At 69.9% G+C, this 18,959-nt stretch carries 16 protein-coding genes; 11 read left to right on the plus strand and 5 right to left on the minus strand.

Features of this window, described 5'->3' with window-relative positions:
- Nucleotides 1-2: 2 nt before the first annotated feature.
- Nucleotides 3-581 carry a YqaA family protein gene (locus tag EHF44_RS03560; RefSeq protein WP_124682475.1) on the minus strand — a complete coding sequence of 193 codons (579 nt, stop codon included), beginning with the start codon at nt 579-581 and terminating at the stop codon, nt 3-5.
- A 267-nt stretch (nt 582-848) separates the two neighbouring features.
- On the opposite strand from EHF44_RS03560, the gene EHF44_RS03565 reads away from it, so the two are divergent.
- The 8 genes from EHF44_RS03565 to EHF44_RS03600 all read left to right on the plus strand — a co-directional run bounded on the left by EHF44_RS03565 (nt 849) and on the right by EHF44_RS03600 (nt 9,063).
- Nucleotides 849-1,364, plus strand: a complete 516-nt coding sequence (locus EHF44_RS03565) for a (2Fe-2S)-binding protein (protein ID WP_124682476.1) — start codon at nt 849-851, stop codon at nt 1,362-1,364.
- Between the two features lie 11 nt (nt 1,365-1,375).
- Nucleotides 1,376-3,760 carry a xanthine dehydrogenase family protein molybdopterin-binding subunit gene (locus EHF44_RS03570; protein WP_124682477.1) on the plus strand — a complete coding sequence of 795 codons (2,385 nt, stop codon included), beginning with the start codon at nt 1,376-1,378 and terminating at the stop codon, nt 3,758-3,760.
- Between the two features lie 14 nt (nt 3,761-3,774).
- Nucleotides 3,775-4,575 (plus strand): FAD binding domain-containing protein, encoded by an 801-nt coding sequence (locus tag EHF44_RS03575; RefSeq protein ID WP_124682478.1) that lies wholly within the window; start codon nt 3,775-3,777, stop codon nt 4,573-4,575.
- 125 nt (nt 4,576-4,700) lie between these two features.
- A complete protein-coding gene (locus tag EHF44_RS03580) occupies nt 4,701-5,597 on the plus strand; it encodes an AAA family ATPase (protein WP_124682479.1) in 897 nt (298 codons plus the stop codon).
- A gap of 1 nt (nt 5,598) precedes the next feature.
- Nucleotides 5,599-6,837, plus strand: coding sequence for a vWA domain-containing protein (locus EHF44_RS03585; protein WP_124682480.1), 1,239 nt, complete (start codon nt 5,599-5,601; stop codon nt 6,835-6,837).
- Nucleotides 6,828-7,433: a CoxG family protein gene (locus tag EHF44_RS03590; protein WP_124682481.1), complete on the plus strand. Its 606-nt coding sequence runs from the start codon at nt 6,828-6,830 to the stop codon at nt 7,431-7,433. Before EHF44_RS03585 ends, EHF44_RS03590 begins: the two co-directional genes overlap by 10 nt.
- Nucleotides 7,406-8,461, plus strand: coding sequence for an XdhC family protein (locus tag EHF44_RS03595; RefSeq protein ID WP_124682482.1), 1,056 nt, complete (start codon nt 7,406-7,408; stop codon nt 8,459-8,461). Before EHF44_RS03590 ends, EHF44_RS03595 begins: the two co-directional genes overlap by 28 nt.
- Complete coding sequence (locus tag EHF44_RS03600) at nt 8,458-9,063, plus strand: nucleotidyltransferase family protein (RefSeq protein WP_124682483.1); 606 nt, start codon at nt 8,458-8,460, stop codon at nt 9,061-9,063. Before EHF44_RS03595 ends, EHF44_RS03600 begins: the two co-directional genes overlap by 4 nt.
- Before the next feature lie 775 nt (nt 9,064-9,838).
- Here the strand turns inward: EHF44_RS03600 and EHF44_RS03605 are convergent.
- From EHF44_RS03605 to otsB, 3 genes are all read right to left on the minus strand, one after another.
- Nucleotides 9,839-11,233, minus strand: coding sequence for an alpha,alpha-trehalose-phosphate synthase (UDP-forming) (locus EHF44_RS03605; RefSeq protein ID WP_124682484.1), 1,395 nt, complete (start codon nt 11,231-11,233; stop codon nt 9,839-9,841).
- Between the two features lie 31 nt (nt 11,234-11,264).
- Nucleotides 11,265-13,022, minus strand: a complete 1,758-nt coding sequence (locus tag EHF44_RS03610) for a glycoside hydrolase family 15 protein (protein WP_172966086.1) — start codon at nt 13,020-13,022, stop codon at nt 11,265-11,267.
- Nucleotides 13,023-13,126: 104 nt separating this feature from the next.
- Entirely contained in the window at nt 13,127-13,927 is an 801-nt protein-coding gene (gene otsB / locus EHF44_RS03615; RefSeq protein ID WP_124682486.1) for a trehalose-phosphatase, read from the minus strand.
- Nucleotides 13,928-14,128: 201 nt separating this feature from the next.
- Here otsB and ilvA point away from each other — a divergent pair, with 201 nt between their 5' ends.
- Nucleotides 14,129-15,664, plus strand: coding sequence for a threonine ammonia-lyase, biosynthetic (gene ilvA / locus EHF44_RS03620; protein ID WP_124682487.1), 1,536 nt, complete (start codon nt 14,129-14,131; stop codon nt 15,662-15,664).
- Between the two features lie 8 nt (nt 15,665-15,672).
- A complete protein-coding gene (gene queF / locus EHF44_RS03625) occupies nt 15,673-16,506 on the plus strand; it encodes an NADPH-dependent 7-cyano-7-deazaguanine reductase QueF (RefSeq protein ID WP_124682488.1) in 834 nt (277 codons plus the stop codon).
- A gap of 213 nt (nt 16,507-16,719) precedes the next feature.
- Here the strand turns inward: queF and EHF44_RS03630 are convergent, their stop codons facing one another.
- Nucleotides 16,720-18,090: a carbohydrate porin gene (locus tag EHF44_RS03630; protein ID WP_124682489.1), complete on the minus strand. Its 1,371-nt coding sequence runs from the start codon at nt 18,088-18,090 to the stop codon at nt 16,720-16,722.
- A gap of 195 nt (nt 18,091-18,285) precedes the next feature.
- Here EHF44_RS03630 and EHF44_RS03635 point away from each other — a divergent pair, with 195 nt between their 5' ends.
- Nucleotides 18,286-18,957, plus strand: a complete 672-nt coding sequence (locus EHF44_RS03635; protein ID WP_124682490.1) for a TetR/AcrR family transcriptional regulator — start codon at nt 18,286-18,288, stop codon at nt 18,955-18,957.
- The last annotated feature ends 2 nt before the right edge of the window (nt 18,958-18,959 follow it).

Raw genomic sequence — 18,959 nt, forward strand, 5'->3', positions numbered from 1 at the left:
ATTCAGAACCACTGGCGGATCGCCTCGCCGGCGCCCTGCCAGAACGAATCCGGGATCCAGAGCAGGCTGGCGGTCATGACCAGGTAGCGCAGGAACTTGCCGATCGCCATATAGAACAGGCTCGGCCAGAACGGCATGCGCAGCCAGCCGGCCAGTGTGCAGAGCGGATCACCTATGGCGGGCAGCCACGACAGCAGCATCGTCGGCGGGCCGTGGCGGCGCATCCAGCGCGAATATTTCTTGTCCAGCTTGGGCTTGTGCGGCTTGCGCGGGTGCGGCCGGTGCTCGGCGTGCTCCACCTCGTGCTCGTGGTGCTGGCGGTGCTGGCGAAAGCGCACCACGGCCAGCTTGGCCGCGTAGCCCAGCCACCAGTCGATGGCGCCGCCCACCGTGTTGCCAGCCGTGGCGACCAGCACGGCCGGCCAGAACATGTCCGGATTCAGCTTGACGTAGCCGAACACGGCCGGCTCCGAGCCCAGCGGCAGCAGCGTGGCCGAGATCAGGCTGACGACGAAGATGGCGGGCAGTCCCACCTTGGGCAGGGCAACGGTGTCGAACAGCCAGTCGAGAAAGGCTTCCATGGGCGGCGCGTGGGCCAGGCCGCCTGGCCGCGGGCCCCGGAGGGCAACCCGCATGGCAGGGCCTGAGGATTTGTGATTTACTTTTAGAGCCAGTTGCGGCGATTCGTTCACTACGCCGCGCCGGCCGGGGCAAACCCGGCAGCACCAATATCACGAAATAGCCGTCTCAACCAAGCGGCAGTACCGCGTCGTGGCCAGTCCCGCGCAGTCATCCATTCGGGAATCGGCGGAGCTGGCCATGCGCGCACACCCCACATGGAGACAAGCATGGCCATTCCGATCCGCCTGACGGTCAACGGCAAGCCCGTTGACGCCCAGGTCGAACCCAACACCCTCCTGGTCCAGTTCCTGCGCGAACAGTTGCGCCTGACCGGCACGCACGTGGGCTGCGACACCGCGCAGTGCGGCGCCTGCACCGTCCACCTGGACGGCCAGGCCGTGAAGTCGTGCAACCTGCTTGCCGTGCAGGTCGACGGCGCCACCGTGACCACCATCGAGGGGCTGGCGCCCGATGGCCAGATGCACCCGGTGCAGCAGGCATTCCGCGAATGCCACGGCCTGCAGTGCGGGTTCTGCACGCCGGGCATGGTCATGGCCGCCACCTCGCTGCTCCAGCACCAGCCCAACGCCGACGCGCAGGCCATCCGCGAGCAGCTGGACGGCAACCTGTGCCGCTGCACCGGCTACCACAACATCGTGCGGGCCGTGCAGAAGGGGCAGGCGATCATGCAGGGCCAGGGCACGCCGCAGCAGAGCGACCTGGCCGCGGCCAGCGCCGAATAACGGAGACCGACATGAACGCACCCGAAAAGCACCCGTTCATCGGCACGCCCGTCCTGCGCAAGGAGGACTACCGCTTCCTGACCGGCAACGGCCAGTACACCGACGACGTCACGCTGCCGCACCAGAGCTACGGCTACTTCCTGCGCTCGCCGCACGCGCACGCGCGCATCCGGTCGATCGACACGCAGGCGGCGCGGTCCGCGCCGGGCGTGATCGCCGTGCTGACCGGCGACGACATGGCCGCCGACAAGGTGGGCGGCCTGCCCTGCGGCTGGCTGATCCACAGCATCGATGGCACGCCGATGAAGGAGCCGCCCCACCCCGCCCTGGCGCACGGCAAGGTCCGCCACGTGGGCGACCAGGTGGCGCTGGTGATCGCCGAATCGCTGCAGCAGGCGCGCGACGCCTCTGAGCTGATCGACGTGGACTACGACGAGCTGCCCGCCGTGGTCAGCCCGGCCAACGCCGCGTCGGCCGCCACGCTGGTCCACGACGACGTGCCCGCCAACACCTGCTACACCTGGGGCCACGGCGACAAGGCCGCCACCGACGCCGCCTTTGCGCGCGCGGCCCACGTGACCACGCTGGAAATCGTCAACAACCGGCTGATCCCGAACGCGATCGAGCCGCGCGCGGTCAACGCCAGCTACACCCGCCAGGACGACAGCTACACGGTCTACGTGGCCAACCAGAACCCGCACGTGGAACGGCTGCTGATGGGCGCCTTCGTGCTGGGGCTGCCCGAGTCGCGCCTGCGCATCATCGCGCCCGACGTGGGCGGCGGCTTTGGCTCGAAGATCTTCCTGTACCCCGAGGACGTGGCGCTCACGTGGGCGTCGAAGAAGGTGGGCCGGCCGGTCAAGTGGACGGCCGAGCGGTCCGAGTCGTTCCTGACCGACGCCCACGGCCGCGACCACGTGACCAGGGCCGAGCTGGCGCTGGACGCCGACGGCAAGTTCCTGGCGATGCGCGTGCACACGGTGGCCAACATGGGCGCGTACCTGTCCACGTTCGCCAGCAGCGTGCCGACCATCCTCTACGCCACGCTGCTGGCCGGCCAGTACGCCACGCCGGCCATCTACGCCGAGGTGCAGGCCGTCTTCACCAACACCGCGCCGGTCGATGCCTACCGCGGCGCGGGCCGCCCCGAGGCCACCTACGTGGTGGAACGGCTGGTGGAAGCCGCCGCGCGCGAGACCGGCACCGACCCGGCCGCGCTGCGCCGCAAGAACTTCATCCGCACCTTCCCGTACGCCACGCCCGTGGGCCTGACCTACGACACCGGCGACTACGAGCCGTGCCTGGCGCGGGCCGAGGAGCTGGCCGACGTGGCCGGCTTTCCCCAGCGGCGCGAGGCGGCCAGACAGCGCGGCAAGCTGCGCGGGCTGGGCTACTCGTGCTACATCGAGGCGTGCGGCCTGGCCCCGTCGAACATCGCCGGCGCGCTCGGCGCCCGGGCCGGGCTGTTCGAAGTGGGCGAGATCCGCGTGCATCCCACCGGCACCGTCACGGTGTTCACGGGGTCGCACAGCCACGGGCAGGGCCACGAGACCACGTTCGCGCAGATCGTGGCGGACCGGCTGGGCATCGGGCTGGACGCCGTGGAGATCGTGCACGGCGATACCGGCCGCGTGCCGTTCGGCATGGGCACCTACGGCTCGCGCTCGCTGGCCGTGGGCGGGTCGGCGATCATGAAGGCGCTGGACAAGATCGAGGCCAAGGCCAAGAAGATCGCGGCCCACCTGCTGGAAGCGTCCGACGCCGACATCGAGTTCCAGGACGGCGTGTTCCGGCTGGCCGGCACCGACCGCACCAAGACCTTCGGCGAGGTGGCGCTGACCGCCTACGTGCCGCACAACTACCCGCTCGACAAGCTGGAGCCGGGCCTGAACGAGAACGCGTTCTACGACCCCACCAACTTCACGTACCCGTCCGGCGCCTACATCTGCGAGGTGGAGGTGGACCCCGACACCGGCGAATCGGAAGTCATCAAGTTCACGGCCGTGGACGACTTCGGCAACGTCATCAACCCGATGATCGTCGAGGGCCAGGTGCACGGCGGGATTGGCCAGGGGCTCGGGCAGGCGATGCTGGAGCAGTGCATCTACGACCCCGACAGCGGCCAGTTGCTGACCGGGTCGTACATGGACTACGCGATGCCGCGCGCGGGCGACCTGCCCGACTTCACGGTGGAAACCTCCAGCGGCACGCCCTGCACGCACAACCCACTGGGCGTGAAGGGCTGCGGCGAGGCCGGCGCCATCGGCTCGCCGCCGGCCTTCATCAACGCGCTGGTCGACGCGCTGGCGCCGCTGGGCGTGCGCGACGTGCAGATGCCCGCCACGCCGCACCGCGTGTGGCAGGCCATCCAGTCCGCGCAGGGTAGCGCGGCATAACCGGGGAAACGACCATGTACGCATTCCAGTACGAACGCGCCACGGACGCCCAGTCCGCCGTGGCCAAGCTCAAGGCCGACGGCGACGCCAAGATCCTGGCCGGGGGGCAGAGCCTGCTGGCCGCGATGAAGCTGCGGCTGGCGGCGCCATCGACGCTGATCGACATCAACCGCATCCCCGGCATGGCCGAGATCCACGTGCAGGGCGACGAACTCGTGATCGGCGCCTGCGCCCGGCACGCCGACGTGGCGGCGCACCCCGACGTGATGCGCCGCATCCCGGCCCTGGCCGCGCTGGCCCACGTGATCGGCGACCGGCAGGTGCGCGCGGTGGGCACGCTGGGCGGATCGCTGGCCAACGACGACCCCGCCGCCGACTATCCGGCCGCCGTGCTGGGGCTGAACGCCACCGTGGTCACGGACCGCCGCAGCATTGCGGCCGACGACTTCTTCAAGGGCCTCTACGAGACCGCGCTGGCGCCCGACGAGCTGATCACGGCCGTGCGCTTTCCCGTACCGGACCAGGCCGGCTACGAGAAGATGCGCAACCCGGCATCGCGCTTCGCCCTGGTCGGCGTGATGGTGGCCCGCACCGGCAACACCGTCCGCGTGGCGGTAACCGGCGCGGCCGACAGCGTGTTCCGCGCCCCGGCGCTGGAACAGGCCCTGTCGGCCAGCTTCACCCCCGCCGCCGCCCGCGCGGTCAGGATGGACCCGTCCGGCCTGAACGGCGACCTCCACGCCTCTCCCGAGTACCGGGCCCACCTGATCCCCGTGCTGGCCGCCCGCGCGGTGGAGCAGGCGCTGAAGGGGTGATGGCGCCTGGGTGCGCCCCTCTCCCGCGCGGGAGGGGGGCCGGGGGCCGAGAGCCCGGCCTGCCAGGCCGCCACCGGCCCGGATCGACCCGGCAGCGTTGTCCCATGTCTCTAGCGGCGTAGCCCATGCTCCCCACCTCCATCGACCAGACCCTCGCCGCGCTGGAAACCCAGCACTATTACGCCGACCGCGAAGCGGCCACGGTGCTGTACCTGGCCCTGCGCATGCAGCGGCCGCTGTTCCTGGAAGGCGAGCCCGGCGTGGGCAAGACCGCGCTGGCGCATGCCATGGCCGGCATCCTGGGCACGCGCCTGCTGCGGCTGCAGTGCTACGAGGGCCTGGACGCGGCCAGCGCGCTGTACGAGTGGGACTACCCGCGCCAGATCATGGCGCTGCGGCTGGCCGAGGCACGCGGCGAGCGGCCCGAGCAGCAGTCGCTCTACCACGACGACTACCTGCTCAAGCGCCCGCTGCTCGAAGCCCTGCTGCCCGACCCCGCCGCGCCCGGCGTGCCGCGCGTGCTGCTGATCGACGAGATCGACCGCGCCGACGAGCCGTTCGAGGCGTTCCTGCTGGAGATCCTGTCCGAATACCAGGTGTCGATTCCGGAGATCGGCGTGATCCAGGCCGAACGGCCGCCGCTGATCGTGATCACGTCCAACCGCACGCGCGAGGTGCACGACGCGCTCAAGCGCCGCTGCCTCTACCAGTGGATGGGCTACCCGGGCCGCGACCGCGAACTGCGCATCGTGGCCGCCCGCGCGCCCGAGGCCGCCGCCGCGTTGCAGCGGCAGGCCGTCGACTTCATCCACCGGCTGCGCGGCATCGACCTGTTCAAGGCGCCCGGCATTGCCGAGGCCATCGACTGGTGCCGCGCGCTGGCCGCGCTGGGCGTGACCGAACTGGACCCGCAGTCGGTGCGCGACACGCTTGGCGTGCTGCTCAAGTACCAGGACGACCTGGCGCGCGCCGACGGCCCGACCATCGCCGAGCTGCTGGCCGGCGCCACCCCGACGGCCTGAGATGACACCCGCCGCCGCACCCGCCCTGCCGATGCTGGCGCGCAACGTCACGCATTTCACGCGGCTGCTGCGCGATGCCGGCTTCGGGCTGTCGCCGGCGCACGCCGTGGATGCGCTGGAGGCGCTGCGCCACGTCGACATCGGCGCCCGGCAGGAAGTACGCGCGGCGCTGGCGGCGCTGATGCTGTCCGGGCCAGACCAGCGGCCGCTGTTCGACGCCGCCTTCGACCTGTTCTGGCGCGACCCCGACTGGGAAGGCAAGCTGCGCGCGATGCTGCTGCCGCGCGTGGATGCCGGCGCGCCGCCGCCCCGGCGCAGCAACCGGCTGGCCGACGCGCTGGCCGCCCGCCAGCCGGCCGCCGCCCGCCCCGACACGCCGATGCGCGAGGAACGCTTTACCGCGCCGCTGACGTTCTCGGCCCAGGAACGGCTGTCGAGCCGCGACTTCGACACGCTCTCGGCCGACGAATGGCGCGCGCTGCAGCACCTGGTCCGCACCCGCCGCGCCCACCTGGCGCTGCAACGCACGCGCCGGCTGCGCGCCGCCACGGCCGGCACCCACGCCGACCTGCGCGCCAGCGCCCGGCTGGCCGTGCGCCAGCATGGCGAATGGCTGCGCTGGAAGCACCGCAGGCAGGTCGCGCGCAAGCCGCCCGTGGTGCTGCTGCTCGACATCTCGGGGTCGATGAGCCAGTACTCGCGCGCGGTGCTGTACTACTGCCACGCGCTGATGCAGTCGCGCGAGCGCATGCACGTGTTCCTGTTCGGCACGCGTCTCACCAACGTCACGCGCCGGCTGCGCGAGCGCGACCCGGACGACGCCGTGACGCTGATCGCCGGGCAGGTGCGGGACTGGGCCGGCGGCACGCGCATCGGCGCTGCGCTGGCCGCGTTCAACCGCCAATGGGCGCGCCGCACGCTGGCCGGGCGCGCCACGGTGCTGCTGGTCAGCGACGGCATCGACCTCGAACACATTGACCTGCTGGCGCAGGAAATGGCCCGGCTGCGGCGCTTTGCGCACCGCATCGTCTGGCTGAACCCGCTGCTGCGCTATGCGGGCTTTGCGCCACAGGCGCGCGGCATCCAGGCCATCCTGCCGTACGTGGACGCGCTGCGCCCCGCGCACAACCTGGACAGCCTGCTGGCGCTGGAAACGCTGCTGGCGGACGACCGCCCGCCCCCGTCTGTCCCACCGGTGAGACAAACCGGCCCTACAGGAGGAAATCCGCGATGGAAATGACCCAGACCCAGCGGCTGCCCGTGCCGCAGCAGGTGGCATGGGAGGCGCTGAACGACACGGCCCTGCTCAAGCAATGTATTCCCGGATGTGAGAGCATCGAGCCCGATGGCGACAACGCCTACCAGCTTGCGCTCACCGCGGCGGTCGGCCCCGTCAAGGCGCGCTTCAAGGGCCGCATGGCGCTGCAGGACATCCAGGCGCCGGACAGCTACACGATCCAGTTCGACGGACAGGGTGGCGCGGCCGGCTTCGGCAAGGGGTCGGCCCGCGTCACGCTGACCCCCGACGGCGACGCGGCCACGCTGCTGGCCTACACGGTGCAGGCGCAGGTGGGCGGCAAGATCGCGCAGATCGGCTCGCGGCTGGTGGACGCCGCCGCGCGCAAGATGGCGGACACGTTCTTCGCGCGCTTCACCGAGGCGGTGACCGGCGGCCCCGCAGAGGCGGGCGATGACGGCGACGGCATGGCGCCGGGCAGTGACAACAACGACAACTCCCAGAGCAATGGGGCCACCGAAGGCGGCGACGCCGACGGTGGCGAGGAACAGGCAGGCAAGCGGAAACGATCATGGACAGCGTGGATCTCGAAGTCCTGAAGAGCAGTGTGAAGTGGCAGCAGGCCGGACACGGCGTGCTGCTGGTGACGGTGGTCAGGACGTGGGGCTCGTCGCCCCGCCCCGAAGGCGCGATGCTGGCGGTGCGCGACGACGGCCTGGTGGTCGGGTCGGTCTCGGGCGGCTGCATCGAGGACGACATCATCTATCGCGTGCACAAGGAGGGCATCCGCGCGGCGGGCCCGGAGGCGATGAAGTACGGCATCAGCGCCGAGGAAGCGCACCGCTTCGGGCTGCCCTGCGGCGGCACGATCGAACTGGTGGCCGAGCCGCTGGGGCCGCAGAGCGGCATTGCCGAACTGCTGGACGCCGTGGAGCAGGGCCGCCTGGTGGCGCGCTCGCTGGACATGGCCACCGGCCGCGCCACGCTGAGCCACGCGCAGGCGGCCGACGGGCTGTCGTTCGACGGCCGCACGCTGATGACCATCCACGGGCCGCGCTACCGCATGCTGGTGATCGGCGCGGGGCAGCTATCGAAGTACCTGTGCCAGATCGCGGTGGGGCTGGGCTTCCAGGTCACCGTCTGCGACCCGCGCGAGGAATACACGGAGACGTGGGACATCCCCGGCGTGACCATGGTCCGCACGATGCCCGACGACACCGTCGAGGCCATGCGGCTGGACGAGCGCTGCGCGGTCATCGCGCTGACGCACGACCCCAAGCTCGACGACCTGGCGCTGATGGAGGCGCTGCGCACGCCGGCGTTCTACGTCGGCGCGCTGGGCTCGCGCCGCAACAACACCGCGCGCCGCGAGCGGCTCAAGGAGTTCGACCTGAGCGAGCAGCAACTGGCCCGGCTGCACGGGCCGGTGGGCATCTACATCGGCAGCCGCACGCCGCCCGAGATCGCCATTTCGATCCTGGCCGAGGTGGTCGCCGCCAAGAACCACGTGTCGCTGCCCGACATCCTCCAGGTGGAAGGCGCCAAGGCCGCGCGCGAGATTGCCGCGGGCGAAGCCGAGTGCCCGATCCTGCCGGGCGGCGCACCCGTGACCGCCAGCCAGCCATGACCAGGCCCGCCCGCGCCCCGCTCACGCAGACCGACCTGCCCACCGGCATCCTGCTGGCCGCCGGCTTCGGCCGCCGCTTCGACCCGGCCGGCCTGCGCAACAAGCTGCTGGAAACGATGGCCGACGGCCGCACCGTGGCATGGCGCAGCGCCCGCACGCTGGCGGCCGGCCTGCCAAACTCGATCGCGGTGGTGCGGCCCGGCCACCCGGAACTGGCGGCCGAACTGAAACGCGGCGGCTGTAGGGTCATCGAATCGGCCGAAGCCGAAGCCGGCATGGGCGCCGCGCTGCGCGCCGGCGTGGCCGCCAGCGCCGACGCCCGCGGCTGGGTGGTCGCGCTGGCCGACATGCCGTGGCTGTCGATGGAACTGGTCCGCGCCGTGGCGCTGACCATCACCTCGCGCGACACCATCGCCGCCCCCTGGCGCGACGGCCGCCGCGGCCATCCGGTCGGCTTCGGTGCCGCATGGCGCGACGAACTGCTGAAACTGGACGGCGACGAAGGCGCCCGCGCGCTGCTGAAATCCCAGCCGGTCACCCGCATCCTCACCGAGGACGACGCCGCATTCCGCGATATCGACGTGCCGGGCGATCTGGTCTGAGAGACAGCGATGCGCCGGCGGCTGGCTCGCCGATGCCACGTGATGGCTAACGCGGCCTGCACCGACCACCGTTTCGCTCCCCTCTCCCGCGTTGCGGGAGAGCGGAGCAAACAAGCGTCGCGCGCAAACGCAGTGCTGGCTGACGCGGCCTGCATGACCGCATCCCGGCTCCCCTCTCCCACGCAGTGGGAGAGGGGTTGGAAGAGGGCGTCGAGCATCTGCTTGCCGACAGGTCGCAATTTGGACCGCCAGCCCTCTCCCCCGGCCCCTCTCCCGCGTTGCGGGAGAGGGGAGCAAACAAGCGTCGGGCGCAAACGTAGTGCTGGCTGACGCGTCCCGCATGACCGCATGCCGGCTCCCCTCTCCCACACAGTGGGAGAGGGGCTGGGGGTGAGGGCGTCGAGCATCTGCTTGCCGACAAGTCGCAATTTGGACCGCCGGCCCTCTCCCCCGGCCCCTCTCCCGCGTTGCGGGAGAGGGGAGCAAACAAGCGTCGGGCGCAAACGCAGTGCTGGCTGACGCGGCCTGCATGACCGCATGCCGGCTCCCCTCTCCCACGCGGTGGGAGAGGGGTTGGGGGTGAGGGCGTCGAGCATCTGCTTGCCGACAAGTCGCAATTTGGACCGCCAGGCCTCTCCCCCAGCCCCTCTCCCGCGTTGCGGGAGAGGGGAGCAAACAAGCGTCGCGCGCAAACGCAGTGCTGGCTGATGCCGCCCGCATGACCGCATGCCGGCTCCCCTCTCCCACGCGGGAGAGGGACGCAAAGCACCAGCCCTCAGCCGCCCTCTGTCTCCATCAGCGCCCGCAGGTATTCGCTGCTCCACCAGTGCACGTCTTGCTGGCGGATACGTTCCAGCAGTTTCTGGTGCCGTGAGCGGCGTTCCGACAGCGGCATGTGCAGCGCCTGCTGGATGGCCTGGGCCGTGGCGCGGGTGTCGTACGGGTTGACCAGCAGCGCCTCTTTCAACTGCTCCGCCGCGCCGGCGAAGCGCGACAGCACCAGCACGCCGGGGTCGTCCGGGTCCTGGGCGGCGATGTATTCCTTGGCGACAAGGTTCATGCCGTCGCGCAGCGGCGTGACCAGCGCCACGGCGCTGGCGCGGCATAGCCCGGGCAGCCGGCGGCGCGATGTCGAGCGGTGGATGTAGCGCACCGGCATCCAGTCCAGCTCGCCGTACTCGCTGTTGATGGCGCCGGTGATGCCTTCCATCTCGCGGCGCAGGTCGGCGTAGGCGTCCACCGATTCGCGCGACGGTGCCGCGATCTGGATCAGCGTGGCGCTGGAGCGGTTCTCCGGATACTCGGACAGCAGCGTCTGGAACGCCTTGAGCCGCTGCGGCAGGCCCTTCGAGTAGTCGAGCCGGTCGATGCCCAGCAGCAGCCGGCGCGTCGAGTACTGGCCGCGCATCATCTCGTAGGTTTCCATCGCTTCGTCGCCACGGCCCAGTTCCGCGAACTCGTCGACGTCGATGCCGATCGGGAACGCCTGCGCGCGCACCGTGCGGTGGAAGGCCCGGAAGCGGTACTCGCCCATCGGCTCCGCGCCGGCCTCGCCCTGCACGTAGCGCGAGAAGTGGTCCAGGTCCGCCTGGCTCTGGAAGCCCAGCAGGTCGTACGCAAACAGCGCGCGCATCAGCCATTCGTGCTGCGGGATGGCCGCCAGGATCAGCGGCGGCGGCAGCGGCACGTGCAGGAAGAAGCCGATGCGCTGCCCGCAGCCGATGGCGCGCAGTTCCGCCGCCAGCGGGATCAGGTGGTAGTCGTGGATCCAGATGACGTCGTCGGGCTTCAGCAGCGGCGCCAGCTTGCGCGCGAACAGCTGGTTCACGCGGCGGTAGGCGTTGAGGTTGCCGCCGGCGTCGAAGTCGGCCAGGTCCACGCGGTAGTGCAGCACGGGCCAGAGCACGCCGTTGCTGTAGCCCAGGTAATACGCGTCGTGGTCCTCGCGGCACAGGTCCACGGTGGCAAGCGTCACGTTGCCGGCCTGCGTCTGATGCAGTTCGCCCTCGCCGGGCGTGCCGCCCTGCGCGGTTTCCAACACCTTGCCACTCCAGCCGAACCAGAGGCCGCCCGTCTTGTTGAGCGCTTCGGAAAGCGCCACTGCGAGCCCGCCCGCCGCGTGGTTGCGCGGGTCCGCGACCCGGTTCGATACTGCTACTAGTCTGCCCATATATCGCTTCTTGTTGTTGCGAATCCTTTCCTCAGATCACGGTGTCCCAGGGTGCCGACAGCCGCATGGCACCGTTGATCAGGCCGACCATCGAATAGGTCTGCGGGAAGTTGCCCCACATCTCTCCGGTGACCGGGTGGGTGTCCTCTGACAGCAGGCCCAGCGGGTTGCGCGCGGCCAGCATGGCCTCGAAGATCTCGCGCGCCTGCTCGCGCCGGCCAATGCGCGCCAGCGCGTCGATGCGCCAGAACGTGCAGATGTTGAACGCGGTCTCGGGCTTGCCGAAGTCGTCGGGCGCCTCGTAGCGCCGCATGTACGGGCCGTCGCACAGCGATTCTTCCAGCGCCTTCACGGTCGACACGAAGCGCGGGTCGCGGGGGTCGATGAAGTTGACCTCGGCCATCAGCAGCACGCTGGCGTCCAGTTCCTTGCCGCCGAAGCTTTCCGCGAATGCCTGGCGCTTCTCGCTCCAGGACTCCTCCAGGATGCGCCGCTTCATGCGGTCCGCGTGGTCGTGCCAGTACGCGGCCCGCGCGGGCTGCTCCAGCTTCACGGCGATCTTGGCCAGGCGGTCGCACGCCACCCAGCTCATCAGCGCCGACGACGTATGGATGCGGGCGCGCGTGCGCAGCTCCCACATGCCGGCGTCGGGCGTGCCGAACACGCGCACGGCCTGCTCGCCCACGTCCTCCAGCTTCTGGAATTCGGCCGGCCCGCCGCGATGGAGCAGCCGGTGGTCGTGAAACGCCTGCGCGGCGGCCAGCACCACGTTGCCGTACACATCGTGCTGGAAATGTTCCTGCGCCTGGTTGCCCACCCGCACCGGCCCCATGCCGCGGTAGCCGCCCAGGTGGTCCAGGATGCTTTCGGGCAGCTCGCGCTCCAGGCCGATGCCGTAGAGCGGCTGGATATGGCCGTCCTGGGATTGCATCACGACGTTCGACAGCCAGCGCAGGTAGTCCTCCATCGTGCCGACCTCGGACAGGCTGTTCAGCGCCCGCACCACGAAGAAGGCGTCGCGCAGCCAGCAGAACCGGTAGTCCCAGTTGCGGCCGCTGCCCGGCGCCTCGGGGATGCTCGTGGTCATGGCGGCCACGATGGCGCCGGTTTCCTCGTAGAGCGACAGCTTCAGCGTGATGGCCGCGCGGATCACCGCGTCCTGCCACTCGCGCGGCACGGCCAGCCGGCGGCTCCACAGGCGCCAGTACGCCGTGGTCTCCTGCTCGAAATCGCGCGCGATGTCCTCCACGCTGTGCGTGAGCGTCTCGTCGGGTCCCAGGATGAAGTTGTAGCCGCGCGTGACCAGGAACGGCGTGTTCGACAGCACGTAGGCCAGCGGCGCGTCGGTGGTCAGGCGCAGCGTCATGTCCTCGCCGACGAACCGCGCATGGCTGCTGCCGCGCGTGACGTGCGGCGCGTGCCGGCCGTAGTTGTAGCGCGGCGCCAGCGTCACGCGCACGCGCGGCGCGCCCCGGATCGGGCGGATGCGCCGTACCAGCGTCAACGGCCGGAAATAGCGCCCGAGCCGGAAGAAGCGCGGGCAGAAGTCGGTGATTTCCAGGCAGCTCCCGTGCCGGTCGGTGAGCTGGGTGCGCAGCACGGCCGTGTTCGGCTCGTACCACTGCGTGGCTTCCTGGAAGTCCTCGATCTCGATGTTGAAGTGTCCGGCGTTCTCGCTGGGGTCCAGCAGCGCGTTGAACACCGGGTCGCCGTCAAAGCGGGGCATGCAGCACCAGACGATGCGGCCGCGGCCGTCCACCAGCGCCGAGAACGCGCAATTGCCGATCATCCCGAGCGACAGCGACGGATCGGCATGGCGCGACGAGGTATCGGAATCGGTATTGACGGCGGGGGCCTCCGTGGCGATGGCAGGGTTCAGGTTGACAGGTTCGCTCACAACGTATCCTCCCGGGCAGATGGGGGTGAGAGGGGGTCGGACGGGGGGTCCTGGCGCTGCGCCAGCAGGTGCGTCAGCGCATGGGCGGACTGGTGCAGCCATTCGCGCAGGTCCGCCGGGCGGGGCAGGCTGTGCGACGCGGCAGAGGCGCGCTGGCCCACCAGCAGGCCGATGCCGCCCAGTTCACGCACCACGGTGAAGCCGGCTTCGTCGGTGACATCGTCGCCGGCGAACAGCGGCAGGCGGCCGGCGAACGGCGGCGAGCGCATGAACGCGGCAATCGCGCCGCCCTTGTCCACGCCGGCCGGCTTGATCTCGATGACCATCTTGCCGGGCAGCGCCTCCAGCCCGATGGCGTCGCGCAGCACGTCGGCCACGGCGGCCCGCACCAGCGGCTCCAGGTCTGGCACCTGGCGATAGTGGACGGCCACGGCCACGGACTTGCGTTCGAGCCTGAGCCCCGGATGCCGGGCGACCAGCGCCTCAAGCTTGGGCAGCAGCGGGCCGATGCCCGGCGCCGGCGGCCGCGCGATGCGCTCGGCGCCGTTGCGGAACTCGGCGCCATGGATGCCGGCGGCCGGCAGGCGCAAGGGCTGCAGGAAATCGTCCAGCTCGGCGACGGGCCGGCCGGACACGATGGCCACCGCGCCGCCCAGGCAGGTATGCAACGCGCGCAGCGTGCCAACCAGTTCCGGTTCCACCCGCACCAGGTGCGGAAGCGGCGCAAGATCGGCAAGCGTGCCGTCGAAGTCCAGGAATAGCGCGGTGTTGGGTTCGATCAGAGGTAACGGGGGCATCGCGTGAAACCGTAACACGGGGTTTTGACAAGCGTCCACCGGGCGCTGTCCTACAACTGTGGCCCTTGCGGCACGCCGGCGTGGCCGGTGCGCGGTGCGGCCGTGGTGGGGCCCGCGCCGGCGCCATCCATTATCATTGGCGGTTTCCGCCGATTTTTCCGGCTTTTTTTGCACGCCGCCCGCGTGGCGCCCCCGCTGACCATGACCCGCACCCCGCCCAAGCCCGACTATTTGAAGAAGATCCTGACCGCCAAGGTCTACGACGTGGCCCAGGAGACCGAGCTGACGTACGCCCCGGCCCTGTCGGCGCGGACCGGCAACGCGGTCTGGTTCAAGCGCGAGGACACCCAGCCCGTGTTCTCGTTCAAGTTGCGCGGGGCGTACAACAAGATGGCGTCGCTGAAGCCCGAGGAACTGAAGCGCGGCGTGATCGCCGCGTCGGCCGGCAACCACGCCCAGGGCGTGGCGCTGGCCGCCGCCCGGTTGCAGTGCAAGGCCATCATCTGCATGCCCACCACCACGCCGCAGGTGAAGATCGACGCGGTGCGCGAGCGCGGCGGCGAATGGGTCCGCATCGTGCTGCACGGCGAGTCGTACAGCGACGCCTACCTGCACGCGGCCGAGCTGGAGGCCAAGCAGAAGCTCACCTTCATCCACCCGTTCGACGACCCGGACGTGATTGCCGGCCAGGGCACCATCGCCATGGAGATCCTGCGCCAGCACCCGGGCCCGATCCACGCGATCTTCGTGGCCATCGGCGGCGGCGGGCTGATCTCGGGCATTGCCGCCTACGTCAAGGCCGTGCGCCCCGAGATCAAGGTCATTGGCGTGCAGACGTTCGATTCCGACGCGATGAAGCGCTCGGTCGACGCCGGCAAGCGCGTGGAACTGAAGGACGTGGGCCTGTTCTCGGACGGCACGGCCGTGAAGCTGGTGGGCAAGGAAACCTTCCGCATCACGCGCGAGTTGGTGGACGACATCATCCTGGTCGATACCGACGCGATCTGCGCGGGCCTGAAGGACGTGTTCCAGGACACCCGCAGCATCCTGGAACCGGCCGGCGCGCTGGCCGTGGCCGGCCTGAAGGCCTATGCCGAGCGCGAGAAGCTCAAGGGCCAGCAGCTCGTGGCCATCGCCTGCGGCGCGAACATGAACTTCGACCGCCTGCGCTTCGTGGCCGAGCGCGCCGAGGTGGGCGAGGCCCGCGAGGCCGTGTTCGCCGTGACGATCCCCGAGGAACGCGGCAGCTTCAAGCGCTTCTGCGAGCAGGTGGGCACCCGCAGCGTGACCGAGTTCAACTACCGTATCGCCGACAAGGGCGTGGCGCACATCTTCGTGGGCCTGCAGATCGCCGCGCGCAGCGAGAACGACAAGATCGCCGCCAACTTCCGCCGCCACGGGTTCGACACGCTGGACCTGTCCAACGACGAACTGGCCAAGCAGCACATCCGCTACATGGTGGGCGGCCACTCGCCGCTGGCGCAGGACGAACTGCTGTACCGCTTCGAATTCCCGGAGCGGCCGGGCGCGCTGATGAAGTTCCTGTCCAGCATGGCCCCGAACTGGAACATCAGCCTGTTCCATTACCGGAACCAGGGCGCGGACACGTCGAACATCCTGGTGGGCATCCAGGTGCCGAAGAACGAGAAGCGCGCGTTCCGCACCTTCCTTTCCACGCTCGGTTACGTACACTGGGACGAGACCGACAACCCCGTTTACAAGCTGTTCCTGGCCTGAGACCCGCAATGACGCTTCCTGAGCACTCGCCGCTGGGCAAGCCCTCGGCGTACAAGACCGAATACGACCCGACGCTGCTGTTCCCGATCCCGCGCCAGCCCAAGCGCACCGAGATCGGGCTGGCCGAGGGCCGCGCGCTGCCGTTCTTCGGCGTGGACATCTGGAACGCGTACGAGGTGTCGTGGCTGAACCTGAAAGGCAAGCCGCAGGTGGCGCTGGCCACGTTCATCATCCCGTCCGACACGCCGAACATCGTCGAGTCCAAGTCCTTCAAGCTGTACCTGAACTCGTTCAACCAGAGCCGGATCGCCTCTGCCGAGGCACTGCAGCAACTGCTGCACCACGACCTGTCGCAGGCCACGGGCGGCACCGTGCAGGTGCGGCTGGTCACCGAGGCGGACCTGGGCACGCAGAAGATGGGGGAACTGGACGGCCTGCTGCTGGACCGCCTGGACATCGAGACCGACATCTACGAGCCCGACGCCTCGCTGCTCAAGGCCGACCAGGAGGCATCGCCGGTGGAGGAAACGCTGGTGTCGCACCTGCTCAAGTCGAACTGCCTGGTCACGGGCCAGCCCGACTGGGGCAGCGTGCAGATCCGCTACGTGGGCGCCCCGATCGACCAGGAAGGGCTGCTCAAGTACCTGATCTCGTTCCGCAACCACAACGAGTTCCACGAGCAGTGCGTGGAGCGGATCTTCACGGACGTGCTGCGCATGTGCAAGCCGGTCAAGCTGGCCGTCTACGCCCGCTACACCCGCCGCGGCGGGCTGGACATCAACCCGTTCCGCACCAACTTCAACACACCGTGGCCGGATAACCGCCGGAACGCGAGGCAGTAAGGAGCGGGGCGACGGCGAGTCGTGCCGACACCGGGTTTTGCTCCCGCCCCCCGGTCTTGCTCCCCTCTCCCGCGCGGCGGGAGAGGGGCTGGGGGTGAGGGCGTTGAGGTTCAAAACGCGACATGTCGCAAATAGAACCGCCAGCCCTCTCCCCCGACCCCTCTCCCGCAGCGCGGGAGAGGGGAGCAAAGCCCTACAGCTCGATCGGCCCCCTCAAAACTCCGCGTGCGCCCGTACGCCGATGAACTTCGCCGGGCCGCGGTCGCGGTTGTAGCCGGGGTTGCGGATGTACTGGAAGTCGGGGCTCAGCGTCAGCGTCTTCCACACGGCGAAGCTGTAGTAGATCTCCACGATCTGTTCCGGGCCGTAGCGCAGCGCGCCGTCGCCCAGGAAGGCGCCCAGGCCGCCGGCCGCCAGGTAGTTGCGGTGCGCGGGGCTCAGCATGTTGACGGCCATCGCCAGTCCCACCTCGTCCTTCGGGCGGCCCCATAGCGCGCCCTTGAGCGTGCCGCCGCCGGCCACCTGCCGGCCGATCTCGGTGAAGGCGTAGGTCTCGGTCTTGTCGTCGGACCAGTTGGCGCGCAGGAACACGCCCGCGTCGCGCGTCACTTCCTGCAGGAACGCCAGCCCCACGCCCCACTTGGTGTGTTCGCGCCGCACGTCGGCCACGTCGGGCGTCACGCCGTTGGCCTGGCCGAACGCGATGGCGTCGTTGAAGGCGCCCATGTTGGCGCGGTTGCGCCACAGCAGCAGCCGCGCCTGCCCGGGGCGGCCGGCAATCTCGTAGCGCTTTTCCAGCTCCAGCATCTGGCCGTAGTGCTTGAACGCGCGCGTGTCCAGCTCGCGCCCGTTGGACTCCAGCGGCTGCAGGAAGTGGCCGACGCGCGCCGACCAGCCGTCGCCGATGTACTCCAGCGCCGCGCCCCAGTTGTAGCCGCGCGAATCGGCCGGGTAGTCCCACGAGCCATGCGTCAGGAACGACCAGTTCATGAACTGCGTGCGCGGGTCTGACCCGTACGGGTTCTGGTCGAACACGTCGATCACGCCGAAGTTGCCGGCCGTCAGCACCAGCCGCTGCTTGTCCACCGTGCGCGCGAACTGGTTGAAATCCGCCTCCAGCGTCTCGTCGCCGCCGCCCATGCCCCAGTACTGGCGGACGAACGCGCGCGCCCGGTAGAACTTTGGCGACGTGCTGGCCGTCTTGGCCAGCTCGCCGTTGGACAGCCCGCCCAGCCCGTGCAGGTCCGAGAACGGTACGCCCTGCGACACCTCGGGATTGAAGTGGAACTCCGCGCCGCGCCACAGGCGCAGCCCCAGGTCCAGCGTGCTCGTGAAGGAATAGCTCTTGGCGCGCTCGGGCGTCAGGCTGTTCTCGCCCGAATACGGCGCGTCGAACGCCGGCTTGCGGGTCCAGATGTAGGTGGCCTGCCCGTGGATGGCGAACGGGCTCTCGGTATCGGGCGGCGTCGCGGCCTCTTGCGCCTGCGCCGCCCACGGCAAGGCCGCGCTGGCCAGCAACGCGGCGAGTCGACGGACAAAGCGGGGGCGCGGCCGCCGGGCGGCCAGCAATACGTGACGCGGCATGGAAGATCGGAAAGAAGGGTTGGATACGCCGCCCGGCTGGGCGGCCCCTTGGCTGCGCGAGCATAGCCAAGCCGACATGACCTGTCCACCGCCCATGCTGCATTGCAACAACGCCGCCCGACTTGTAACAGTCCTTGTATTAATTAATTCGAAAATTAATATTCGAGCGAAGCCCGCCAGCATCCAGACCATTCCATGCCCTCCGCCCCGTCCGACCCGAAACGCCGCCCCGGCCGACCGACCACCCGCACGGCCGACGCCGGCCAGCGCGACCTGCTGATCGACGCCGCCGTGACGATGTTCGCGCGGCACGGCGTGGCCGCCACGTCGACCAAGGCCATCGCCACCGAGGCCGGCGTCACGCCGGCGCTGGTCCACTACTACTTCCGCGACCGCGAGGCGCTGCTGGACGCGATTTTCGAGGAACGGCTGCAGCCGATGATCGACCACGTGTTCGGCGCGCTGCAGGCCGGCGACGCCGACCCGGTCACGCGCATCCAGGGCCTGGCCGCGCAGCTGATCCGCACCGCGGCGGGCACGCCATGGTTTCCGGGCCTGTGGATCCGCGAGATCGTCAGCGTCGACGGCCATCTGCGCGAACGGCTGCTGCAGCGCGTGGCCCCGCAGCGCGCCCAATTGATCGCCGGCCCGCTGGCCGCCGCCCATGCGCAGGGCCAGCTCAATCCGGGGCTGGAGCCGGCGCTGGTCATGGTCTCGCTGATCGGCCTGACGATGCTGCCGCTGGCCACCACCCACATCTGGCGCGCGCTGCCCGGCGCGGCCGATATCGATACCGACACGCTGGTGCGCCACGTCACCGCGCTGCTGGGCCACGGCCTGTCCGTGCCGCCCAAGGATCCCGCCTGAAC

This window comes from Cupriavidus pauculus, assembly GCF_003854935.1.
In the GTDB taxonomy this organism is placed as follows: domain Bacteria; phylum Pseudomonadota; class Gammaproteobacteria; order Burkholderiales; family Burkholderiaceae; genus Cupriavidus; species Cupriavidus pauculus_C.